Source organism: Peribacillus sp. V2I11 (assembly GCF_030817135.1).
Taxonomy (GTDB): domain Bacteria; phylum Bacillota; class Bacilli; order Bacillales; family DSM-1321; genus Peribacillus; species Peribacillus simplex.
The window spans coordinates 4,493,312-4,513,663 of sequence record NZ_JAUSYW010000001.1 but is presented as its reverse complement, the minus strand read 5'-3'; the positions used below and the strand labels follow the sequence as shown (position 1 = coordinate 4,513,663).

The following is a 20,352-nucleotide window of genomic DNA, read 5'->3' as shown; positions in this document are numbered from 1 at the left end:
CGAGCCCACTATGTTAGGCCATTTTTGGACCTCGCCATGTCCAATTGGCCATCTTCTTTAAATTAATGGCAGCGAAAGTAAGCATCGCCTGCATCGACAATTTTTTAAGTCCCCTTAAAGTAGTCCAACGCATACCATGCTTTTCTTTTGCATCTGCGAATATACGCTCAATCGTTTCTTTACGTTTTGCATATATAGGTTTTACATCTTGATGATGACGCAGATGATCTGCTTCTTCCACATGTGTTTGCCAGATATGCCGTGTCACCACTTTTTGACAGTCTTTGCTTTCTGTACACCGAGATAAAAATGAGCATGTTGTACAAATTTGTTTTGGCGATTTGTACTCGCGATAGCCCTCTTTATTTGTTGTTGAGTACTTTAAAGTTTCGCCCGAAGGGCAAAGGTAACAATCAAAATGTTCATCGTATACATAGTCCTGTTTGCGTAAAAATCCTTCTTTGGTGCGAGGACGTGTATAAGGTAAAGCCGGTATGATTTCTTTGTTAAATAGGTAGCTTGTAATCGCTGGTGTTTTATAAGCTGCATCTGCGGCAACGGCTTCCGGTTTTCCAACTTTCTCAATCACTTGTTCAACTAGTGGCTCTAAGATCTGACTGTCATGTGTATTTCCAGGTGTTACAATCGTTCCCAATACAAAACCGTTGCGGTCTGCGGCCGCGTGGAATGAATAGGCAAACTGTTTTGTTCGTTCATCTTTCACATAGTAGCCACTCTCAGAATCCGTTGTACTTTCTTTAATCTCTTTGGTCTCTTCTTTATCAAATTTATCTGGTGGAAAAGGCTTTTTTCCATGGTTTTCACGATCTTGATTGATTTCTTCTTGAAGACGTCCTTGATACGCTCGTGTTTCTTTACGAACGATTTTCTTTTCAAATTTCCGTTTATTCGCACTGGCTTTCACATGTGTGGAATCCACGAAAACGTGTTCAGCACTTATTAACTTTTTATTAGCAGCTGTCATTAAAATGCGATAGAAAATCTGTTCAAACAGGTCTGTATCTTTAAAGCGTCGCTCATAATTTTTCCCGAACGTAGAGAAATGAGGTACTTTATCATGGAAACCATAGCCTAAGAACCAACGGTAAGCCATATTGGTTTCAACTTCTTCAATCGTTTTACGCATGGAACGAATACCGAAAGTATATTGAATGAAAGTCAGTTTAACTAAAATAACTGGATCAATACTTGGGCGTCCTACCTCTGAATACATATCTTTCACCAAGTCATAAATGAAAGTGAAGTCAATGGCAGCCTCCATTTTACGAACCAAATGGTTCGGTGGCACCCGTTGATCTAAAGTAATCATTTCAAGTTGATCTCGCTGAATAGAATCATGTTTAGAAAGCATCCTCATCACCTCAAGTTTTAATACTTCTATTTTATTTAAAACAAAAATGACTCCAGGCAAAAGTGTTCTATCTAAAAGGTAAGACAAAGTTGATTGGAACGGAAGGTACGAGACTCCTGCGGGAAAAGCGCGTCTAGGGGAGACCCCGCAGGCGAAAGCCGAGGAGGCTCCCCGACCGCCCGCGGAAAGCGAGTGCCTGGAGTGGAAATCAACGTCCAAATTGTACAAGCCATAAAAATAGACAAACTCGATTTTCATCGAGTTTGTCTACAGTCTGAGAAGATGAATCATTTCATCTTCTTTTCGTTTTTATATTAATCGCTGCCGGTCACAAATAAATCTTCTTTAAAATAGGCGAGGACCTCGCCGGCCACCACTGGTTCGCCTTCCAATACCTCCAATGATTCTATTTTCCCGCTGACACCAAGATCAATGATTTCCACACGTCCATCTGCCTTCTTAATCTGAAATAATTGTTCCCATTCGTAAAATCTGGAATTTTTCGATATTGAAATTTTTTCAATCCTGCCATCACAAGGGCTAAGAATCACATCAACGTACATTTACATCATTCCTTCCTTCAGTATTCTTCAAAATGAAATGGGGTTTGTAAGACTAACTTGAGAAAGTTTTGAAACTCATGTATATCTTCTTGTTCAATGCCAAGGGTCGGAGCCCAGTACTGATCTAAATTAATATCATTGGCACAAAGCAGGATCATTCTTCCGCTTTGCATGGAAGTCACCATTGCTTTACCGAAAAACTGGGCCGAATATACAATGGTCACATCATATCTATAATCTTGTGACAATAAGCAATAATGATGAATAGCCTGGTTTTCTTTATTTTCGGAAAGAATATCAAAATTCAACGGATTGCCTCCTTTCTTGTAAGCCCTAATTCGTTCAGAACCTGACCCAACCTCGAAGCTGGGATGCTTCTGCTATTTTGCGAATCCCTTCTATATAAGCAGCCACTTTCATGTTCACGGAATATTTTTGTGAAGTATGGTAGACATTCAAAAAGCTGGCCGTTATCTTTTCCTTCAATCGTTCATCCACAAGCTCTTCCGTCCAGTAATAACCTTGATTGTTCTGGCACCATTCAAAATACGAGACTATCACCCCTCCTGAATTCGCCAAAATATCCGGGACTAGCACTATACCTTTATCATCGAGAATCTTGATCGCTTCCTTTGTTGTCGGCCCATTTGCTGCTTCGACCAGGATTTCACATTTTAATCGTTTTGCATTGTCTTTATTCACCACGCCGCTAATAGCTGCGGGAATCAGCACATCACACTCTTTTTCCAATAATTCTTGATTGGATAATGAATCTTTGTATAAGTTCGAAATGACCCCAAAAGAGTCCCTGTTCTCCAAAAGGTAAGGAATATCCAAGCCATTCGGATCATATAAACCTCCAAGCTCATCCGCTATTCCGACAACCTTAGCCCCCATTTCATGTAAATACAATGCTAAATGACTGCCAACATTCCCGAATCCCTGAATGATTACCCGCATGCCTTCAATAGGAATCCCCTTTAAATCACATATCATTTGAAGTGTATATAATACTCCCTTGGAAGTGGCCTTTTCCCTCCCCTTCGATCCTCCTAATCTCAGAGGCTTTCCTGTAATGAAGCCTGGTGAATCGAATTCCCTGATGTGATCATATTCATCCAGCATCCAGGCCATGATTTGTGAATTCGTATACATATCAGGAGCCGGTATATCTTTTGTAGGGCCCACTATTTGACTTACTGCCCTGACATACCCTCTGCTTAATCGTTCTAGCTCAGATGAACTCATCTGTCTGGGATCACACACAATGCCACCTTTTGCCCCTCCATATGGAAGATCCGTTATTCCGCATTTCAAGCTCATCCATCCGGCCAATGCCTTCACTTCTTCAGGAGTGACATCCGGGTGAAACCGAATTCCCCCTTTCGTTGGACCGGCTGCATCATTATGTTGAGCCCGATATCCTTGAAATATCCTTGTCTCCCCATTATCCATTTGAATAGGAATACAGACTTCCAGAAAACGCATTGGCGCTTTTAGAAAATCAAAAACCTGATCTGGATAGTCCAAAACATGAATCGCTTCTTTTAAGATATCCTGGAATTCTTGCAGTGGATTATCCAATTGACGTTTTTCAATTACCTTAATTTTCTCTGTCATTTTAGCACCTCACTTTTATTCTTATAACCTTATTAAGCAACTTTCATGCCAGTTTTGAGGATATTGTGTGGATAGCTATATACCGCCATTTGCAATCATCAACCTCACACATACAATCATCAGGACATATGTATTAATTCATAAGCAATTCATGTTTGCATATGTAAAAAGTGATGATTAAATATATAATAAAACGCATCATTTTTAGGATGCGTCAGACTGTGTAATAATTGATTTATCCTACGTTTTTTTGAGGGTTTGTATAATTCTAACGTGGCCTCCAGGCACTCGCTTTCCGCGGGCGGTCCGCCCTCGACACGCTTTTCCCGCAGGAGTCTCGCACCTTCCTTTCCAATCAACTTTGTTTAACTTTTAAATAGAACCCTTTTGCCTACAGTCTTATTTGTTTTATAAAAAGAAGTATTAAAACTTGAAGTGAAAAAGATACTTTCTAAACACAATTCTATTAAGCGAAATCGACTTTAAATGTTACTTTATGTCATTTGGTGCCACCGAAACATTTGGTTCGTAAAATTGAGGCCGCCATTGATATCTCTTTCATTTATGACTTGGTGAAAGATATGTATTCAGAGGTAGTACGCCCAAGTATTGACCCAGTTATTTTGGTTAAACTGACATTCATTCAATCTACCCTCTTTATTGGATTGATGCGTAAGACCATTGAAGAGGTAAATACGAGCGTGGCCTATGCTGGTTCTTAGGTTATGTCATACATGATAAAGGACCTCACTTCTCTACTAGTGGAAAAATTCGCAAAAGAAAAGCATCGTATGCTTTGGACAACAAGCGGACGTAAAATATTGTCGATGCAGGCGTCTCTTACTTTCGCTGCCAGGAATTTAAGAAGATATCCAACTCGACAGGCAAGGGCCAGAAATGGTCGCGGTCATTTATTCTCCATACCTGCTTCAAATCCAATTAAAAATCAAAAAGGTTTCGGAATGAAACGATTCCGAAACCTTTTTGTCTATAAACTGAAGCATCCTTATCGGATGTATTTTTTCTTGCAAAGTCTCATAGCTGAATTTCTTCAACTTGGTATTGGGGCGGAGCCTTCCGGAATGCCTTTGTGATATATAATAGATAACAAAAACCAATAACAAACCAACCCGTTCCCATTATTAGGGAACTCGTCTCAAGGTTGATCCAAAGAATGCCAATTGCTATAGCTCCAATTAAAGGCATAATTAAGTATTGAATACACCCCTTTATCGTTCGATGCTTTTTTTCCCGGATGATAAAATGGCTGATCACTGACAGATTTACAAAGGTGAATGCCATTAATGCACCAAAGTTGATCAGTGAGGTTGCTGTCACTAAATCAAAGAATAAAGCCGACAATGAAATGATTCCAACTATGAGTACATTAATGGCTGGCGTCTTCCACTTAGGGTGAATAAATCCAATCCATTTTTCCGGAAACACTTTATCACGCCCCATAACATACAAAAGGCGGGAAACGCTGGCATGTGATGCTAGTCCTGATGCTAGCGTATTGACGAAAGTCGTACAAAGAAAAATGGATTGAAATAGCTTCCCACCTACATAAAGGGCGATTTCCGGTAATGCAGCGTCCGGTTCCTTAAAACGGGATATATCCGGAAAAAAGAGCTGAATAAAGAAAGATGAGGTAATGAAGATGATACCACCCCAAAGTGCAGTTAAAAATATCGCTTTTGGAATCGTTACTTTCGGATTCGGCGTTTCCTCAGATAGTGTAGTTACAGCATCGAATCCCAAAAAGGAAAAACAAAGGATCGTTGCCCCGGTTATTATTGCCGAAAAGTCCATTCCTTCATTTACGAAAGGGTTTATTGTAAACACTTCTCCTGTACCTTCTCCATCATTTAAACCTTTGACAACAAGAATGATGAACACTGCCATGATGGCAATCTGAATTAAAACAAAAAGCGCATTAAAGTTAGCAAGTACATTGACGCTCCGGAGATTGAGAATGGTGACGATTGCTACGAACAATACTACCCAAATCCATGTAGGGACTCCTGGAAATAATGCTGTGAGATAAATTTTGGTCAACAATGCATTTACCATAGGTAAAAACAAATAGTCCAACAACGAAGACCATCCTACCAGGAATCCTAAATGCGGGTTTATGGCCTTTTGCGTATAAGTGTAGGCAGAACCTGCAGCAGGAAAAACCTTTACAAGTTTTCCATAGCTTGCAGCTGTAAAAAGCATCCCCACCAATGCAACGATATAGGCAGTAGGTACATGGCCGCCCGTAATCCCAGATACAATGCCAAATGTATCAAATACGACCATGGGTGTCATATAAGCTAACCCCATCATTACGATTTGCCATAATTTCAGTGATCTTTTCAATGTAACCTCATTTTCCACCTATCATTCCTCCTTGAAACCGCTTTCAAACTAATGGGTTCAATTTCTTAACTAAATAAATCTCCATGCCTCCCTCTTTTTTAAAAGTTTTACCTGTTTACCTCAATGCAATTTCTGTGCCATATGATTACGGTATACTTCGACAAACGAACTAGGCCAAAAATGCTTTAATTCCTGTATTCTTAACGGCAAATGATTGTTTCATAGAAATGAAGTCTTTCAGCATCTCTTTAACGGCGATTCAATTTCCCATAAATTATTCGCCATTGCATACCCCAAGCCAATGTTATCTGGTTAAACCATCATTAAATCACTTACTGTGACTTGGCATGTTAATTGCATAATTAATCATCTATAGGAATTCATCTATATGAGTTTCAAGACTATAAAAGTTATAAGAAAATGGAGGAATAGAATAATGAAATATCCTTTATCCCCTGATGTTAAACCAGAGTTTTGTACTACCGGATCATTTATGCGCTTACCTTCTTCAAGAGAAAATGCCAGATTAGCAGTGGTAGGAATGCCTTTTGATACAGCTGCTTCATTCAGGGTAGGAGCCCGGTTTGCGCCACAGGCAGTCCGCCAGGCATCCATGACCTTGTTTCCTTACCATCCCATTCACAATGTATTTCCGTTTGACGAATGTAATGCCATTGATATTGGGGACGTTTCGGTGATTCCCCATAATATACATCGAAGCTATGAGATAATTGAAAAGGCTATGGCAGACTTGATGAAAAACGGTATCATTCCAATAGGCATCGGCGGAGATCATTCAGTAACATTGGCTAATCTAAGAGCTGCCGCAAAAATACACGGTCCTGTTGCACTTCTCCATTTTGATTCACATACAGATACCTGGGATACTTATTATGATGAAAAATATTGGCATGGTTCCCCGTTTATCCGTGCATATGAGGAAGGGTTGCTCCAAACGGATAAAGTTTTCCAGATTGGCATCAGAGGTACGCTCAATCATCCAGGAGATATAGATTCCAGTACGGATCTCGGCTACAATGTGATAACTACGCCCCAGCTGAAGAAAAGAGGAATCGAAGATGTCGTGAAGGAAGTCAAGAAAACCATTGGGGATACACCATGTTTCTTGAGCTTTGATATTGATTTTGTTGATCCATCCTGTGCTCCTGGGACTGGCACCCTGGAGGTCGGCGGTCTAAATAGCTTTGAAACCCTTGAGATGATACGCTCTCTGCAAGGATTCAATTTTATTGGGTTCGACCTGGTGGAAGTCCTCCCGCCCTACGATCCAACACAAATTACATCACTATTGGCAGCAACCATCATTCATGACTTTGCCAGTTTAGTAGCCTTAAATATAAAAGAAGAACAAAAAAAGGAGAATTCAACCGAAAAAAGTTTATAGGACAAACACTGGCCATACTGGTCGATACTGTTAGGTGGTCAAAAAAACCCAAGCTAAAGATATAAAAATTTAAGTGCAAAATAAAAAAGTCTTGAAATTCAAAAAGCATCTGTTTATGAAAACAAATGCTCAGACTGTAGACAAATTCGAAGAAGCGAGTTTGTCTACAGTTTTTTTCTTTAAAAATGTTCCAGCCATTTCAGAAATCCGCTCCCTTTCCGCCGACTGTCTGCCAAGCCTCCTCGCCGCAAGCGTCTGTGGGATCTCGGCTACCCAGTTATTCGGCAGGAGTGTCGCAAATCTCTTCCATCCATTAAGGGTTTCATAAAACATAAAAAAAACACATTAAGGATCACCTAATCTTCCTATAAAATCATAGTTCGGGAAGAGCCCATTCCGAACCTCCTTTTGTCGTTTGGAAAAATTCGCACCTCATCCTGTTTCCGAATTCATAATAAGGTACAGACAAATAGGGAATCAAAAACACACCCCATTAGTAAGAATGGGATGTGTCATGATTTTATTCGTCTGATTCTGCCCCAGGACGATTGTATTGTGTTGGCAGGGTGTCCCAAAAGCTTGCATCAACAGTTTCAATTGAATCATCGGCAAGAGCTCTTACAGCTGCATCCAAAGTGGTTACTGTTTGCTTTATTAGATAGCCATTACTTTTTTGTCCAAGCGCTACTGACTCGATATTGTGGTCCGACATACCTCGCATCTCAAAGAGTAGTGTGGCAATATCATAACGAACGGCTGCACCATTACGGCCTATATTTTCTCCAGAACCGCCATCATACTTACCAATATGCCCCCAACCAGTTGGTTCAATGGAGTTATATACAACTGCACCCAGTTTTTTTGACGCTTCTAACACTTCAGGCTTTACGTTAGCGTTTGTAGGATAAAGAATTGAACCTGAAACAAGTTCACCCTCTGTTTCGCTTAGCGTCCCTTGATGATGTAAATCTATCATGTAATCTATATCGTATTTTGCAAATACATTTTCGTGTAAAGCCCTTACCTCTACTTGCATGTAATCAGTTTTTTTATCATGCTCACGGTTTAAGTCGATCCCATTTGCATTTGCCCGTGTTAGATGTCGATCACCTTTTGCTAAATAGTCATCAAGAGGGAAATTAACATCTCCCATGGCCCCATCTGCATTTAACATGGGAATGATCAGTATATTAACATTTTCCAATAAACCTTTAGTCTTATTCGTGCCTAGATGTTTAATGAATTCGAGTGCACCTTCAGTAGTCAGTTGTTCATTTCCATGCTGTTGAGTTAAAAATAGTATAGTTGGATTCTTAGGATTTGAAATGTACTTCGCTAGGTAAATATCCCTTCCTTTTACCGTTTCCCCGATTACTTCCAGTGCCAGCCTTTCTTGTTTAGCATCCTGCGTTTCAAGATAGCTTACCAGGCTTTCATATGTATGAAGATTTGAAGTTGTCACTTGACCATTTCCAGCACTGGGGCCATTTCCAACCGCTCCGACCGGTAGCGCAACAGCGGTTACTGCGCTTAACGTCATTAAACTAGATAATGAAACTGATAGAACTTTCTTTTTAAAATTCAATAAAAACCCTCCTTATCAAAATTAATAACCAGAAAAATAACTATTACTAATATTCTGACATTTTTAACACTTTGTGTTAATAGTGAAAAATAACTATGTTTGCAAATAGTTTTCTTCTACACAATATAACTTGAAAGGAATTACTTCTATAAAGGCGATATTCATATTCTTTTTGCCGAAACCGATCATGAAGAAAAACCAGGCGGGTACCCGTCTGGCTACTTCAAGATAAAAATATCATTTCCCCACTCAATTTTTATTATTGCCTGCCCTCTGTCAGTGGAATTGACTCGTATTGTTCCGGATTGATTTTATATACAGAGCCATCAGTTACTCCATCAATTATCCCATATAACCCTCTTTCCACTGCTTTTATAAGCATGCCTTTTTTCTTTTGGCCAAAGGACTGTGTTTGGCCTCTAACTTCAAAGAGCACTGTCCCACTTCCGTTTAAAGCAAAGGCGCCTAAAGCCGTCCCAGGAAGGTTTTGGTTTTGCGGATATAAGGATATATTTCCATATGGAGAATTACCTTGTTCTTTCATAGCATTATATACCGCTACATTCAATTGTCTGGAAAAATCATAATTATAGTTTTTTGCATATTTGGCATACTCTTGTCCTGAAGGCGTTCTTGGATCAGGAACAAATTGAGCGGAAAGTGAGTATGTGACTAAATCATCCGTTCCATCAACTTCATAATAGGGAGCTTGGTGGTGCAAGTCCACAAAAATCTCCACCTTTCCGTATTGATTCAGTAGAGACTTGTAAACATCACGTGTTGTTTGTGATTCAGGTGTTATGAACCAGCCAGGGGTGGATGATTTTCCAGGGAAGTCTTTAGCTTGTGGAATATAATTTAAATCAGGATTAAAGTCACGATTGACATCGAAACCAGGTTTGGAATCATAATCGAATGATTCATTTTTGTATGTATAATAGTTCCATGATGGATTCGCTCCCGCTAACTGTGGAAACTGTTCCACGACCTCTTCCCAGGTCATATCATTTCCCCGACGGTTCAATTCAGCAGCATCCGGATTCATTTTAGGCAAAGCGACCAAGGTAATTTCTTTACGAATTTTCTCCGCTTCAGGAGAATTGGTCCCCAAAAACTTCAAGATATTCAAGATGGCATCCGTACCAGTTTTCTCATTTCCATGGATCTCACTTTGAATTAAAACAACTTTGTCGCCTGTTCCCACAGTTGCTTTATAGATTTCTCTATTTCTATTGGAATATCCAGCTACATCCACTTTTACTTTACCTTGGCTATCACTCGCAATTTGTTCTAGCTTTTTCCCTAGTTCAGCATGATCTGTAAAACCTGAAACCGAATAAGTTTGTTGAATGGGTGTTCCCGGGGATGTTTCATTAGCTGCAAACGTTGGTGCCGCAATACTCGCCGATAAAACGGCAACTCCTAGAGCTGAAACAATTTTCCTGTTTTTCATATTACAACAATCACTCCCTTAAAATATTTTTCTATCTCATTATATAAAATGGCAAAGTAGAATTATGCCGGAATTTGATGTCGTATTATGGCTTTTTTGAATCGGGCATCCGTTTTACCTATAAGATGGGTGCTACACTCCCTTATTCAGATCGTAATTATATGCTTGTTGAAAAGTGCCGATTTTCCCATACAAAAAGATCCGCGACATGTGTATCACGGATAGTTCCCGAAAGTCCTTAAACATGTATAAAGTTAGGCTGTGATTTCGCCATGTGGTAGCGAATCCTTTCCCATTTGGGATTAATTCTGTAAGCCACATCCAGATGCAACATTCACTTGAAAATATCTAATGAGATGCAAGTTGCCTTTTCCTTTTCCTAACTTTACCAATCACTAATAATAACAATGGCAGAAAAAAACAAATCGTTAAGGAAAAAGGGGTCCAAGCTGTGGCTATAAAGTTTTGATAATGTACTATATCGGGATGAGAAAAGATGGTAATGACCATATTTTCAAAATATCTTATGAGTAAATGCATAGATTGCCAATATTCGCATAATCTATTATCATTTATTTTTGAGAGCAACGACTTCAATTTTTGCCTATTTGTGGCAGAAAGTTGGATGGTTTAGGGGCACCAAAAAAGAGAAATGAAGAAAAACTCTGCAGAGATTTCTCTCCACAGAGTTTCTATGAGCTTTCAACTAATTTTCGGATGGCAGGGCACCTTCCCTTTCTTAAACTTGTTCAGATGTTTGTTCCATCCCAAGTTTATTAATACCTGGTTTTTCCAACTTCATGACACTCTAGAAGTCGTAAAATTTCATTACTGGTACATATGTACGAAAAAAGAACAACACCCAATAGGTACCATCCCCATCCTAAAAAAATTGTACATTTATGTATGGGGTCAAGGCACCTAATTCAAGATTCCAATGTAATATATTCAGCTCCATGTTCTTTTGCCCAATTATTTATAAAACTGAGCAGACTATATCCAAGGCCACTAGGACGATGATTTACATCAGTAACCAAATCTTGTACATGTACATAGCGTTCATTATATGAATCTTCACGCCAGCTAATACCTGCTAATGCTACGATGCTTGTATCATGATATAAAGCAAATAACTGTTTACCCTCCTTACGCATATCATTTAATAATTCTAGATATTCCTTTAAAGTCAAATCAGAACGTAACTGACTCAATATAGGATAAGCCTGTAGGAATTGATGTTCAACAGTTAACTCTACTATATTTTCCACTGGTATTTTCATACTAATATTCTCCTAACCTTTATAAGTTTAATTGCTTTGCCTTCCCTTTATGAATCCGTATTCATTTTCTGACATATAAACCTATCCAATATGCTTGATAACCAAGGGCTTAAATGTTCTTCAATAATTATGTGTCTTACAGTTTCCTATTCCTATCTCTTCCTTTCTCCATATACTAGATATACCAACAAATTATATGCAAGAATCGTGCCATTCCAAAGGAAATATCAACTTATGATAATGCTGCAATTAATATGCTTAAAAAATTATCACTAACATTTGCACCAAACTCACCTATTGCAAAGCAGAATTTTGTTGCACCTTTTCCTTAATTGAAAAACGAGGCAGATTAATCAGAAAATCTCACGCAATTTACATCGTCTAGGAAAATCGCGAAGGACCGTATCAGCAAGTACAATGAGGATTGATGAAAAGGCCTGAAAAATTGAGACCGAATGAAACGGGGATGGATTGTTGAAGAAAGGCAATTAATTTCTTTCTGAATAACTTTTACATGAATAGCCAAAAATAAGGAGTATTAAGAAGGAAGAAACAAACAAAAAGGTGAAAAATAATGCCTGGTAGTTTCAGAATTTCATCACATCAATTGATGATTTTAATCCTTTTGTATTCGGTAGGAACCGTTATTTTGCATACTCCTTCTCCTTTAGTTAGTTTTGCAAAGCAGGATGCGTGGCTTGCTGCATTACTTGGGACAGGAATCGCATTAATTTTTGTATGGTTTTACATCAGGGTTGGAAATTTATATCCTGATCTCGCTTTAAATCAAATAAATGAAAAGGTTTTCGGTGTTAATCGGAAAGATGATCAATCTCACATTTTTTTCTTGTCTTTTTCCACTGCTGCCGAGACTACTTAGGAATTTCATTGAAACTTTTTGGATGCCGGATACTCCACTTGTAGCATTAAATATATTGTTAGCTGCAGTAGTGACCTTTACAGTTCGTCTTGGTATTGAAACTTTTACACGCACGTTGGAAATATTCTTCATACCCGTATTAATATTATTGACTATTTTTTGGTTTCCATCATTCCTCGAGCAAATATCCAAAACATTCAGCCAGTATTTGAAAATGGGACCAAACCAGTCATAAGGGCGACGCTTTTTTTCGTCAGTCTGTTCACGCTGTCCCCTGTTATGTTTTTAATGATTTTCCTCAAAAGTCAATGAAAATAAAAAAAGGGGGAAAAGCCATTGATCGGAGGAATCATTTTAATTCTTGTTATCATGCTGGATATCCTTGGACCCGATAGCACTGCAAGAAATATCGCTCCAAGTTATACGATGGCAAAAAAATAAATGTAGGGAATTTCCTAATGCGGATTGAAGCTATAATTGCTACGATTTTGATCTTTACAACCTATACCAGGACGGTGATGTATTTTTATGTATCGTTTGTTGTATTTTCAAACATTTTCAATATAAAAGATTATCGTCCATTTACTACAGCTTTAGGGATGATAATGGTTTTTTTCATTGATTGTTTTTCCGACGGTCCCATCATCCGGGGAATTCAATAAAAATATATGGTTATTCTATGCATCGACTTTTGGTCTGGTCATGCCTTTTTTATTGTTAATCACGGCTAAATTTAAAAACATCATTAAAAAGCACCATGGTAGCCAATGATAATACTAATGTGAGTTGGAGAATAAAACATCATAAAAATACCCCCAAGTTGGGTTTGATCGTAATGAATATTTACGAATGAGGTGAGTATATTGAAACATAAAATAATCATTATTTTTAGTCTGGTTTTTATAGCATTCATGACTGGTTTACTCATCTTTTACCTCATAAAAGATGATTCTTCCCGATGGATGGTAGCTCTTGGGGGAATATTGGTAAGTGCCTTGCCCATTTCATTACTGTTTGTAAAAAATAATCCCTTTAACATTCCAATCATAATCGGTTATTATGTTTTTGTTTTCTGTACGACATTTTTAGGGTCTATCGCAAATTTTTATGTTGATTTTAAATGGTGGGACTCTAGCCTTCACTTCTACAAGGGTATTTTCGTGGGTTTTGTCGGGATTGCTCTTTATAAACTATACATCCCTCAAAAAGCGAGAAAAGATGTTTCAGGGTGGGTCATCTTTCTTTTTATTCTCTCACTTTCAGTCCTTGCCACTGTTCTTTGGGAAATATATGAGTTCGCAGGAGATCTCACTTTTACTCATACCATGCAGCGAGGCGGTAATAAAGATACCATGTACGATATAATTTTCGGTCTTACCGGCGGCATTCTAATCTCCATTTATTCTAGTGTGCAAAAATTAAAAATATGAAGATTTGTTGAGGTAATCATATGAATCGTAAGCTAGTTATTTCGTTAAGTTTAGTGTATGTACTTTTCATGGCAGCTTTATCTATTTTTTACTATTCAGCCGATGAAACTTTCAAATCACTGGTTTCGATAGGCGGTGTGGTATGTGGGGCAGTTCCCCTTTTATTGGCCCTATTTACCAAGCTTCAATTCAATCTGCCAATTATCATTTCCTATTTAATCTTCTTATTCGGTTCACAATTTTTGGGATCTATTTTAGGTTGGTATGGACTGGGGTGGTGGGACACATTCTTACATTTACTAAGCGGTTCCCTTCTTGCTTTTACGGGAATTGCTTTATATGAACGATTGGTATACAGAAGCGCAGGCAAAGAGATATCCCCTTGGTTTGTCTTTTTGTTTACCCTCTCTTTCTCAGCACTTGGTGGTGTAATTTGGGAGATCTACGAATTTAGTTCTGATCAATTATTCGGAATGACACTACAAGGCGGGGGAAATAAAGATACAATGATAGATTTAATCGCGGATACTATTGGAGGACTTATCATTGCAGTGTGGGCCGGAGTGCGGACAAAGATTAAGGTCAAGAAAACATGAAAAAACTCTTGGTTTAATAACAGCTAACCATTTCTTAGAAGGTATATTGAGTTGACTGCATTAAAAAAACGTTCCAGCTTGGTTTCAGAAATCCATTGAGGTTTCATAAAACATTAAGAACCATAAAGAGCGAGTTTATCTACAGTTTTTTTATTTAAAAAACGTTCAAGTTGTTTTCAGAAATCCGCTCCCTGTCCGCCGACAGTCTTCCATGCCTCCTCGCCTCAAGCGCCTGCGGGGTCTCGGCTAGACAGTTATTCGGCAGGAGTGTCGCATATTTCTTCAATCCAGTAAGGGATTCATCACATATAAAAACAGTAAAAAACCATAGGAAATAACTCCCTCAATAAAATCTTGAAAGGGGTTCGGGATAAGGCCATACCTAATCCCCTTTTGTCGACAAACTGAAACGACCATCTAATGGATGGTCGTTTTTATGTTCATTTAAATATGATGGAAATGATTTTTTCCGTCGTCATCGCACTATCTACCACATATGTTCCAGGTCGCAATCCGTTGGCCTTGCCTTTCTTTTCAACCGCGTCAGAAAACTCATAGGCATTTTTAATGACTTTAGCCTTTTGCAGGGTTTTACCCACATCGATGCTTGTCGAGCCTTTAGACACAGTAAGAACAGTACGGTATATGATTTTTTCCGTTGGTTCTTTTACCGTTTCTTTTTCCGCCTCCGCTTTATCTTTAACCGACTGTGCTTCAGCAATCTGATCTTCCCATTCTTTTTCGGAATGTATGACATACCCTTCTGAAGCCAGAGACTCTTTCATTTCATCTTCTGATAGTTTCTCTGATGTGCCGGTCGCTTCACCTGGACCAAAGAAGTACACTGCACCGCATAAGCCTGCTGCAACAACAAGGCCTCCGGCAAAGCTGCGCATTGATTTAGATGTCATTGGCCACATTTCTCCTTTCATTCTTCGTTTTTATGTAAGGAGTAAGCATGTGTTCAATTTCATCTTCCGGCTGTTTTGTCTTTAATGCAATGCTTTCAAATGAATAGCCTCGCTTATGTAGGTCTAGTACTTCACGTAACAAGTTCCGCTTTTCGGAAGACATTGCAAGAATGCCTGCCTCTTGCACCGTAATTTCAGCATCTATCTCGATGTTCCTGATTTTTTCCTGTAACACATTCATTTCATCCCCAAAAGTGATAGCAAGCTGTTCCAATTGACTGTCCACTTTTGCAGAATCCTTTTTAATAAACGATAAAATGAACAGTAATACTGCTACAGCAAACAAAATGATCAGAGCCCATTCCATCATTCTATGTCCCTCCTTAATCTTTTAATCTAATATCTCGCTTTCTAATTATATATTTATTTGTTCCAAAACTCGATTTAAAAGTACTAAATACCACAATAGTCACGTATTTATGGCAAAAAAAAGGCGCGGGATGGCCATCCATAACTATTACTAATGAAAAAACGAATAATATAGCTTCCATTTGAGGACCATTTTACCATAATCCATTCATCATTTATACCATTGTTAGTATATTAAGGCAATTGATCTTTATTTGTCCCCCTCCTCATACTGCAAGAACGTTGTCTATCTGGGATAGTTCAACACATATAACTGGACAATTCCATTCATCAAACACATGCGTCACTGCGTTTACTTTTCCCTTAAAAAATTCCAAGGGGTATATTAAATGACAAACACGTTTCCAAACGATAAGATATATATTATTAGGTTCCTGTTTCATTGAATAGGTACGATTTTTTCAGTGCCATTCACTTATTGGATGCATGCAAGATATTAAGGAGGATACAATGAATATCAAAATAAATAATATACCGGGTTTCATGCAGGCCGAAATCGAACAACTTCAATCAAAATTGTCCCCCTTGTTGAAGAAAAATTTGAAATACGGTTTTTTTTCGACGGTGATGATAGGCTTTTCCATCATTAATCTTTTTTTCCTTTTATTTAAGAACGAATCTTTACCCATCTCGAAAATCGCACTTGGAATCTATGCATTGGTGGGAGCCGTAGGATTTGCCTTATTAAAAGAAAACAAACACAACCAAAAAGAAATAGTGAAAATGAGTCAAAAATATATGTTGGAAAGAATCAAAAAAAGCGGCTATTTAACAGATGCCAGAAAAAGTAACTACTTTAAAAGAGTAAATGAGCATCCGCTTACTGCCATGAATGTTTTTTTTGAGTTTCTTGCTGAAGAACAACAAAGGAAACAAATCTTTCCATAATGAGTAAAAAGGACAAAAGGGGTTCAGAATTAAAAAATTCTGAACCCCTTTTGAAATCCCCTTTGAATTTTCGCCTAAAGTCAAGAGAATTGGGGCTCTACGAGCCCACTATGTTAGGCCATTTTTGGACCTCGCCATGTCCAATTGGCCATCTTCTTTAAATTAATGGCAGCGAAAGTAAGCATCGCCTGCATCGACAATTTTAAGTCCCCTTAAAGTAGTCCAACGCATACCATGCTTTTCTTTTGCATCTGCGAATACACGCTCAATCGTTTCTTTACGTTTTGCATATATAGGTTTTACATCTTGATGATGACGTAGATGATCTGCTTCTTCCACATGTGTTTGCCAGATATGCCGTGTAACCACTTTTTGACAGTCTTTGCTTTCTGTACACCGAGATAAAAATGAGCATGTTGTACAAATTTGTTTTGGCGATTTGTACTCGCGATAGCCCTCTTTATTTGTTGTTGAGTACTTTAAAGTTTCGCCCGAAGGGCAAAGGTAACAATCAAAATGTTCATCGTATACATAGTCCTGTTTGCGGAAAAATCCTTCTTTGGTGCGAGGACGTGTATAAGGTAAAGCCGGTATGATTTCTTTGTTAAATAGGTAGCTTGTAATCGCTGGTGTTTTATAAGCTGCATCTGCGGCAACGGCTTCCGGTTTTCCAACTTTCTCAATCACTTGTTCAACTAGTGGCTCTAAGATCTGACTGTCATGTGTATTTCCAGGTGTTACAATCGTTCCCAATACAAAACCGTTGCGGTCTGCGGCCGCGTGGAATGAATAGGCAAACTGTTTTGTTCGTTCATCTTTCACATAGTAGCCACTCTCAGAATCCGTTGTACTTTCTTTAATCTCTTTGGTCTCTTCTTTATCAAATTTATCTGGTGGAAAAGGCTTTTTTCCATGGTTTTCACGATCTTGATTGATTTCTTCTTGAAGACGTCCTTGATACGCTCGTGTTTCTTTACGAACGATTTTCTTTTCAAATTTCCGTTTATTCGCACTGGCTTTCACATGTGTGGAATCCACGAAAACGTGTTCAGCACTTATTAACTTTTTATTAGCAGCTGTCATTAAAATGCGATAGAAAATCTGTTCAAATAGGTCTGTATCTTTAAAGCGTCGCTCATAATTTTTCCCGAACGTAGAGAAATGAGGTACTTTATCATGGAAACCATAGCCTAAGAACCAACGGTAAGCCATATTGGTTTCAACTTCTTCAATCGTTTTACGCATGGAACGAATACCGAAGGTATATTGAATGAAAGTCAGTTTAACTAAAATAACTGGATCAATACTTGGGCGTCCTACCTCTGAATACATATCTTTCACCAAGTCATAAATGAAAGTGAAGTCAATGGCAGCCTCCATTTTACGAACCAAATGGTTCGGTGGCACCAGTTGATCTAAAGTAATCATTTCAAGTTGATCTCGCTGAATAGAATCATGTTTAGAAAGCATCCTCATCACCTCAAGTTTTAATACTTCTATTTTAAAACAAAAATGACTCCAGGCAAAAGTGTTCTATCTAAAAGGTAAGACAAAGTTGATTGGAACGGAAGGTACGAGACTCCTGCGGGAAAAGCGCGTCTAGGGGAGACCCCGCAGGGGAAAGCCGAGGAGGCTCCCCGACCGCCCGCGGAAAGCGAGTGCCTGGAGTGGAAATCAACGTCCAAATTGTACAAGCCATAAAAATAGACAAACTCGATTTTCATCGAGTTTGTCTACAGTCTGAATCCCCATATGATATATCATAAGGGGATTTTTACTATCCATTCATTTACTTAAAACTGGATCGGCGATGACAAGGATTTTCCCTGCTTTAATATCCTCCACATATTGATCGACTTCGGCTTCCTCCATTCCAATATCCAATAATGGCTTTCTCAATCCGCCCGCTCCCGATGCTGCCCCGGCTGCGGCTCCGCCAAAAGTGGCGAAAATTGGTCCTGCTGCCAATATCGGACCAATTCCTGGTATGGCTAATGCACTCATGCCAATAAGCAGGCCTGTCAATCCCACAGCTCCACCCGCTGCTGCCCCAGCTACTAATCCATCGGCCTTTGCCAGGCTGACTTCCTCGGCTTCATTGGGTAATTTATCAATGTTTTTCGCAACTACAGATATTTGATCGGATGTATATCCTTGTTCCTTTAAATTTTCGACTGCTGAAGTCGCTTCATTTTCATTTTCATATATTGCTATAAACCTCTTGTCCATGGTATCTGCTCCTTTAAAAGTTTTGTAATATACAATACCCTTAAATGAGTTTTAATAACCTTCCATGAAAGAAATGAATTTCACTCCCGGATTTGCCCCTTGCCATAAATGAAGTACTTGCTTGATGTTAAGGCCGGTAAACCCATTGGTCCACGTGCATGCAGCTTTTGTGTGGAAATGCCGATTTCTGCGCCATAACCGAATTCAAAGCCGTCGGTAAAACGGGTGGAAGCATTGTGATAAACTGCTGCGGCATCTACTTTATTCAAAAATGCGGAAGCGTTTTGTTCATCCCTCGTTAGGATTGCTTCAGAATGCTTGGTGCCGTATCGGTTAATGTGTTCAATCGCATCGAATACACCTTTTACAGTTTTCACGCTGATTTTTAAAGCCAGGTACTCAGTTGACCAATCTTCCTCCATAGCCGTTTTCGCTCTCGGAAAGGCACTGCAAACCGCTTCATCTCCATATACTTCAATACCTTTTTCGTCCAGGAGTTCCAAAATACTCACTCCATTTTCTTCAAACCATTTTTCATGAATTAGAAGCCCCTCGATAGCATTGCATACGGATGGACGCTGAGTTTTACCATTTAAGACGATTTTCTCCACCATCGTGATATCTGCGGTCTGATCGATGAAGATATGGCAATTGCCTGCTCCTGTTTCAAGGACGGGAACAGTTGACTCCTTAATGACCGTTTCAATTAAATTCTTTCCACCGCGAGGAATCAAGACATCTAAATATTCCTTAAGATGAAAAAGTTCCTTGGCGGTTTCACGACTCGTATCCTCGATCAACTGAACTGCTTCTACAGGAATTACCGTATTCTCCAATGCTTTATGAATGGAGGAGACGAGTGCCATATTGGAGTATTTGGCTGACGAGCTGCCTCTTAATAGGACGGCATTCCCCGTTTTCAAGGACAATGTAGCTGCATCGATGGTCACGTTCGGCCTGGCTTCATAAATCATCCCTATTACCCCGATCGGCACCCGTAACTTTTTAATCAATAAACCATTCTCTTTTTCGATCGTCTCCAATTGTTCCCCAATCGGATCTTTTAAATCGATCAAAAGCATAATGGCCGCTGCCATGTCATCAATACGGTTAACATTTAACATGATCCGATCTAATGTAGACTCACTGTAGCCTTTTATCCTGCCTTCTTCCAGATCCTTTTGGTTTTCTTTTATCAAAAAATCTTTATCGATAATAAGTTGCTTAGCAATTTTTCCAAGTGCCTCATTCTTCTTTTCCGTCGTCAATCCGATTAGCTGATAACTCGCTTTTTTGGCTGCCTTACCTTTCGCCGTCACTTCACTCATTTCCAAATGCCCCCTTTTC

General features: G+C 39.0%; 17 protein-coding genes and 3 pseudogenes. 7 read left to right on the top strand and 13 right to left on the bottom strand.

What is annotated here, in order from left to right:
- Positions 1-13: 13 nt before the first annotated feature.
- The 4 genes from QFZ73_RS22110 to QFZ73_RS22095 all read right to left on the bottom strand — a co-directional run bounded on the left by QFZ73_RS22110 (position 14) and on the right by QFZ73_RS22095 (position 3,555).
- Positions 14-1,372 carry an IS1182 family transposase gene (locus QFZ73_RS22110; RefSeq protein ID WP_307270720.1) on the bottom strand — a complete coding sequence of 453 codons (1,359 nt, stop codon included), beginning with the start codon at positions 1,370-1,372 and terminating at the stop codon, positions 14-16.
- A 314-nt stretch (positions 1,373-1,686) separates the two neighbouring features.
- Positions 1,687-1,935 (bottom strand): biotin/lipoyl attachment domain-containing protein, encoded by a 249-nt coding sequence (locus QFZ73_RS22105; protein ID WP_307270717.1) that lies wholly within the window; start codon positions 1,933-1,935, stop codon positions 1,687-1,689.
- 17 nt (positions 1,936-1,952) lie between these two features.
- Complete coding sequence (locus QFZ73_RS22100; protein ID WP_192205254.1) at positions 1,953-2,243, bottom strand: SAV0927 family protein; 291 nt, start codon at positions 2,241-2,243, stop codon at positions 1,953-1,955.
- Positions 2,244-2,277: 34 nt separating this feature from the next.
- Positions 2,278-3,555: a Glu/Leu/Phe/Val family dehydrogenase gene (locus QFZ73_RS22095; protein WP_307270712.1), complete on the bottom strand. Its 1,278-nt coding sequence runs from the start codon at positions 3,553-3,555 to the stop codon at positions 2,278-2,280.
- A 503-nt stretch (positions 3,556-4,058) separates the two neighbouring features.
- Here QFZ73_RS22095 and QFZ73_RS22090 point away from each other — a divergent pair.
- Together QFZ73_RS22090 and QFZ73_RS22085 are read left to right on the top strand one after the other, a co-directional pair.
- Positions 4,059-4,324: pseudogene (locus tag QFZ73_RS22090) on the top strand (transposase); the annotation flags it as partial.
- Complete coding sequence (locus tag QFZ73_RS22085; RefSeq protein ID WP_307270708.1) at positions 4,290-4,649, top strand: hypothetical protein; 360 nt, start codon at positions 4,290-4,292, stop codon at positions 4,647-4,649. The pseudogene QFZ73_RS22090 and the gene QFZ73_RS22085, both read left to right, overlap by 35 nt.
- On the opposite strand, the gene QFZ73_RS22080 is transcribed toward QFZ73_RS22085, so the two are convergent.
- Positions 4,591-5,937, bottom strand: a complete 1,347-nt coding sequence (locus QFZ73_RS22080; RefSeq protein ID WP_307270705.1) for an APC family permease — start codon at positions 5,935-5,937, stop codon at positions 4,591-4,593. The genes QFZ73_RS22085 and QFZ73_RS22080 overlap by 59 nt on opposite strands.
- A 418-nt stretch (positions 5,938-6,355) precedes the next feature.
- On the opposite strand from QFZ73_RS22080, the gene speB reads away from it, so the two are divergent.
- Positions 6,356-7,324, top strand: coding sequence for an agmatinase (speB, locus tag QFZ73_RS22075; protein ID WP_307270703.1), 969 nt, complete (start codon positions 6,356-6,358; stop codon positions 7,322-7,324).
- A 520-nt stretch (positions 7,325-7,844) separates the two neighbouring features.
- Here the strand turns inward: speB and QFZ73_RS22070 are convergent.
- The 3 genes from QFZ73_RS22070 to QFZ73_RS22060 form a co-directional block, all read right to left on the bottom strand.
- On the bottom strand, positions 7,845-8,909 hold the full coding sequence (locus QFZ73_RS22070; protein WP_251436381.1) for a M14 family zinc carboxypeptidase: 1,065 nt from the start codon (positions 8,907-8,909) through the stop codon (positions 7,845-7,847).
- A 259-nt stretch (positions 8,910-9,168) separates the two neighbouring features.
- Positions 9,169-10,362, bottom strand: coding sequence for a M14 family zinc carboxypeptidase (locus QFZ73_RS22065; RefSeq protein WP_251436384.1), 1,194 nt, complete (start codon positions 10,360-10,362; stop codon positions 9,169-9,171).
- A 926-nt stretch (positions 10,363-11,288) separates the two neighbouring features.
- Positions 11,289-11,642 (bottom strand): GNAT family N-acetyltransferase, encoded by a 354-nt coding sequence (locus tag QFZ73_RS22060; protein ID WP_251436387.1) that lies wholly within the window; start codon positions 11,640-11,642, stop codon positions 11,289-11,291.
- A 574-nt stretch (positions 11,643-12,216) separates the two neighbouring features.
- On the opposite strand from QFZ73_RS22060, the pseudogene QFZ73_RS28990 reads away from it, so the two are divergent.
- The 3 genes and pseudogenes from QFZ73_RS28990 to QFZ73_RS22045 all read left to right on the top strand — a co-directional run bounded on the left by QFZ73_RS28990 (position 12,217) and on the right by QFZ73_RS22045 (position 14,548).
- Positions 12,217-12,757, top strand: a pseudogene (locus tag QFZ73_RS28990) (GerAB/ArcD/ProY family transporter).
- A 628-nt stretch (positions 12,758-13,385) separates the two neighbouring features.
- On the top strand, positions 13,386-13,952 hold the full coding sequence (locus QFZ73_RS22050; protein ID WP_285847373.1) for a DUF2238 domain-containing protein: 567 nt from the start codon (positions 13,386-13,388) through the stop codon (positions 13,950-13,952).
- Positions 13,953-13,972: 20 nt separating this feature from the next.
- Positions 13,973-14,548 carry a DUF2238 domain-containing protein gene (locus QFZ73_RS22045; protein ID WP_251436395.1) on the top strand — a complete coding sequence of 192 codons (576 nt, stop codon included), beginning with the start codon at positions 13,973-13,975 and terminating at the stop codon, positions 14,546-14,548.
- A gap of 440 nt (positions 14,549-14,988) precedes the next feature.
- Here the strand turns inward: QFZ73_RS22045 and QFZ73_RS22040 are convergent, their stop codons facing one another.
- Positions 14,989-15,459 (bottom strand): hypothetical protein, encoded by a 471-nt coding sequence (locus tag QFZ73_RS22040; protein WP_251436397.1) that lies wholly within the window; start codon positions 15,457-15,459, stop codon positions 14,989-14,991.
- Complete coding sequence (locus QFZ73_RS22035; RefSeq protein WP_251436399.1) at positions 15,449-15,829, bottom strand: hypothetical protein; 381 nt, start codon at positions 15,827-15,829, stop codon at positions 15,449-15,451. Before QFZ73_RS22035 ends, QFZ73_RS22040 begins: the two co-directional genes overlap by 11 nt.
- Positions 15,830-16,338: 509 nt before the next feature.
- Between QFZ73_RS22035 and QFZ73_RS22030 the strand changes: the two genes are divergently transcribed.
- Positions 16,339-16,776 (top strand): DUF5392 family protein, encoded by a 438-nt coding sequence (locus tag QFZ73_RS22030; protein WP_251436402.1) that lies wholly within the window; start codon positions 16,339-16,341, stop codon positions 16,774-16,776.
- Between the two features lie 113 nt (positions 16,777-16,889).
- On the opposite strand, the pseudogene QFZ73_RS22025 reads toward QFZ73_RS22030, so the two are convergent.
- The 3 genes and pseudogenes from QFZ73_RS22025 to QFZ73_RS22015 form a co-directional block, all read right to left on the bottom strand.
- Positions 16,890-18,246, bottom strand: a pseudogene (locus tag QFZ73_RS22025) (IS1182 family transposase).
- A 315-nt stretch (positions 18,247-18,561) separates the two neighbouring features.
- Positions 18,562-19,005: a general stress protein gene (locus tag QFZ73_RS22020; protein WP_307270690.1), complete on the bottom strand. Its 444-nt coding sequence runs from the start codon at positions 19,003-19,005 to the stop codon at positions 18,562-18,564.
- Positions 19,006-19,085: 80 nt separating this feature from the next.
- On the bottom strand, positions 19,086-20,333 hold the full coding sequence (locus QFZ73_RS22015) for a glutamate-5-semialdehyde dehydrogenase (RefSeq protein WP_307270686.1): 1,248 nt from the start codon (positions 20,331-20,333) through the stop codon (positions 19,086-19,088).
- Positions 20,334-20,352: the final 19 nt, after the last annotated feature.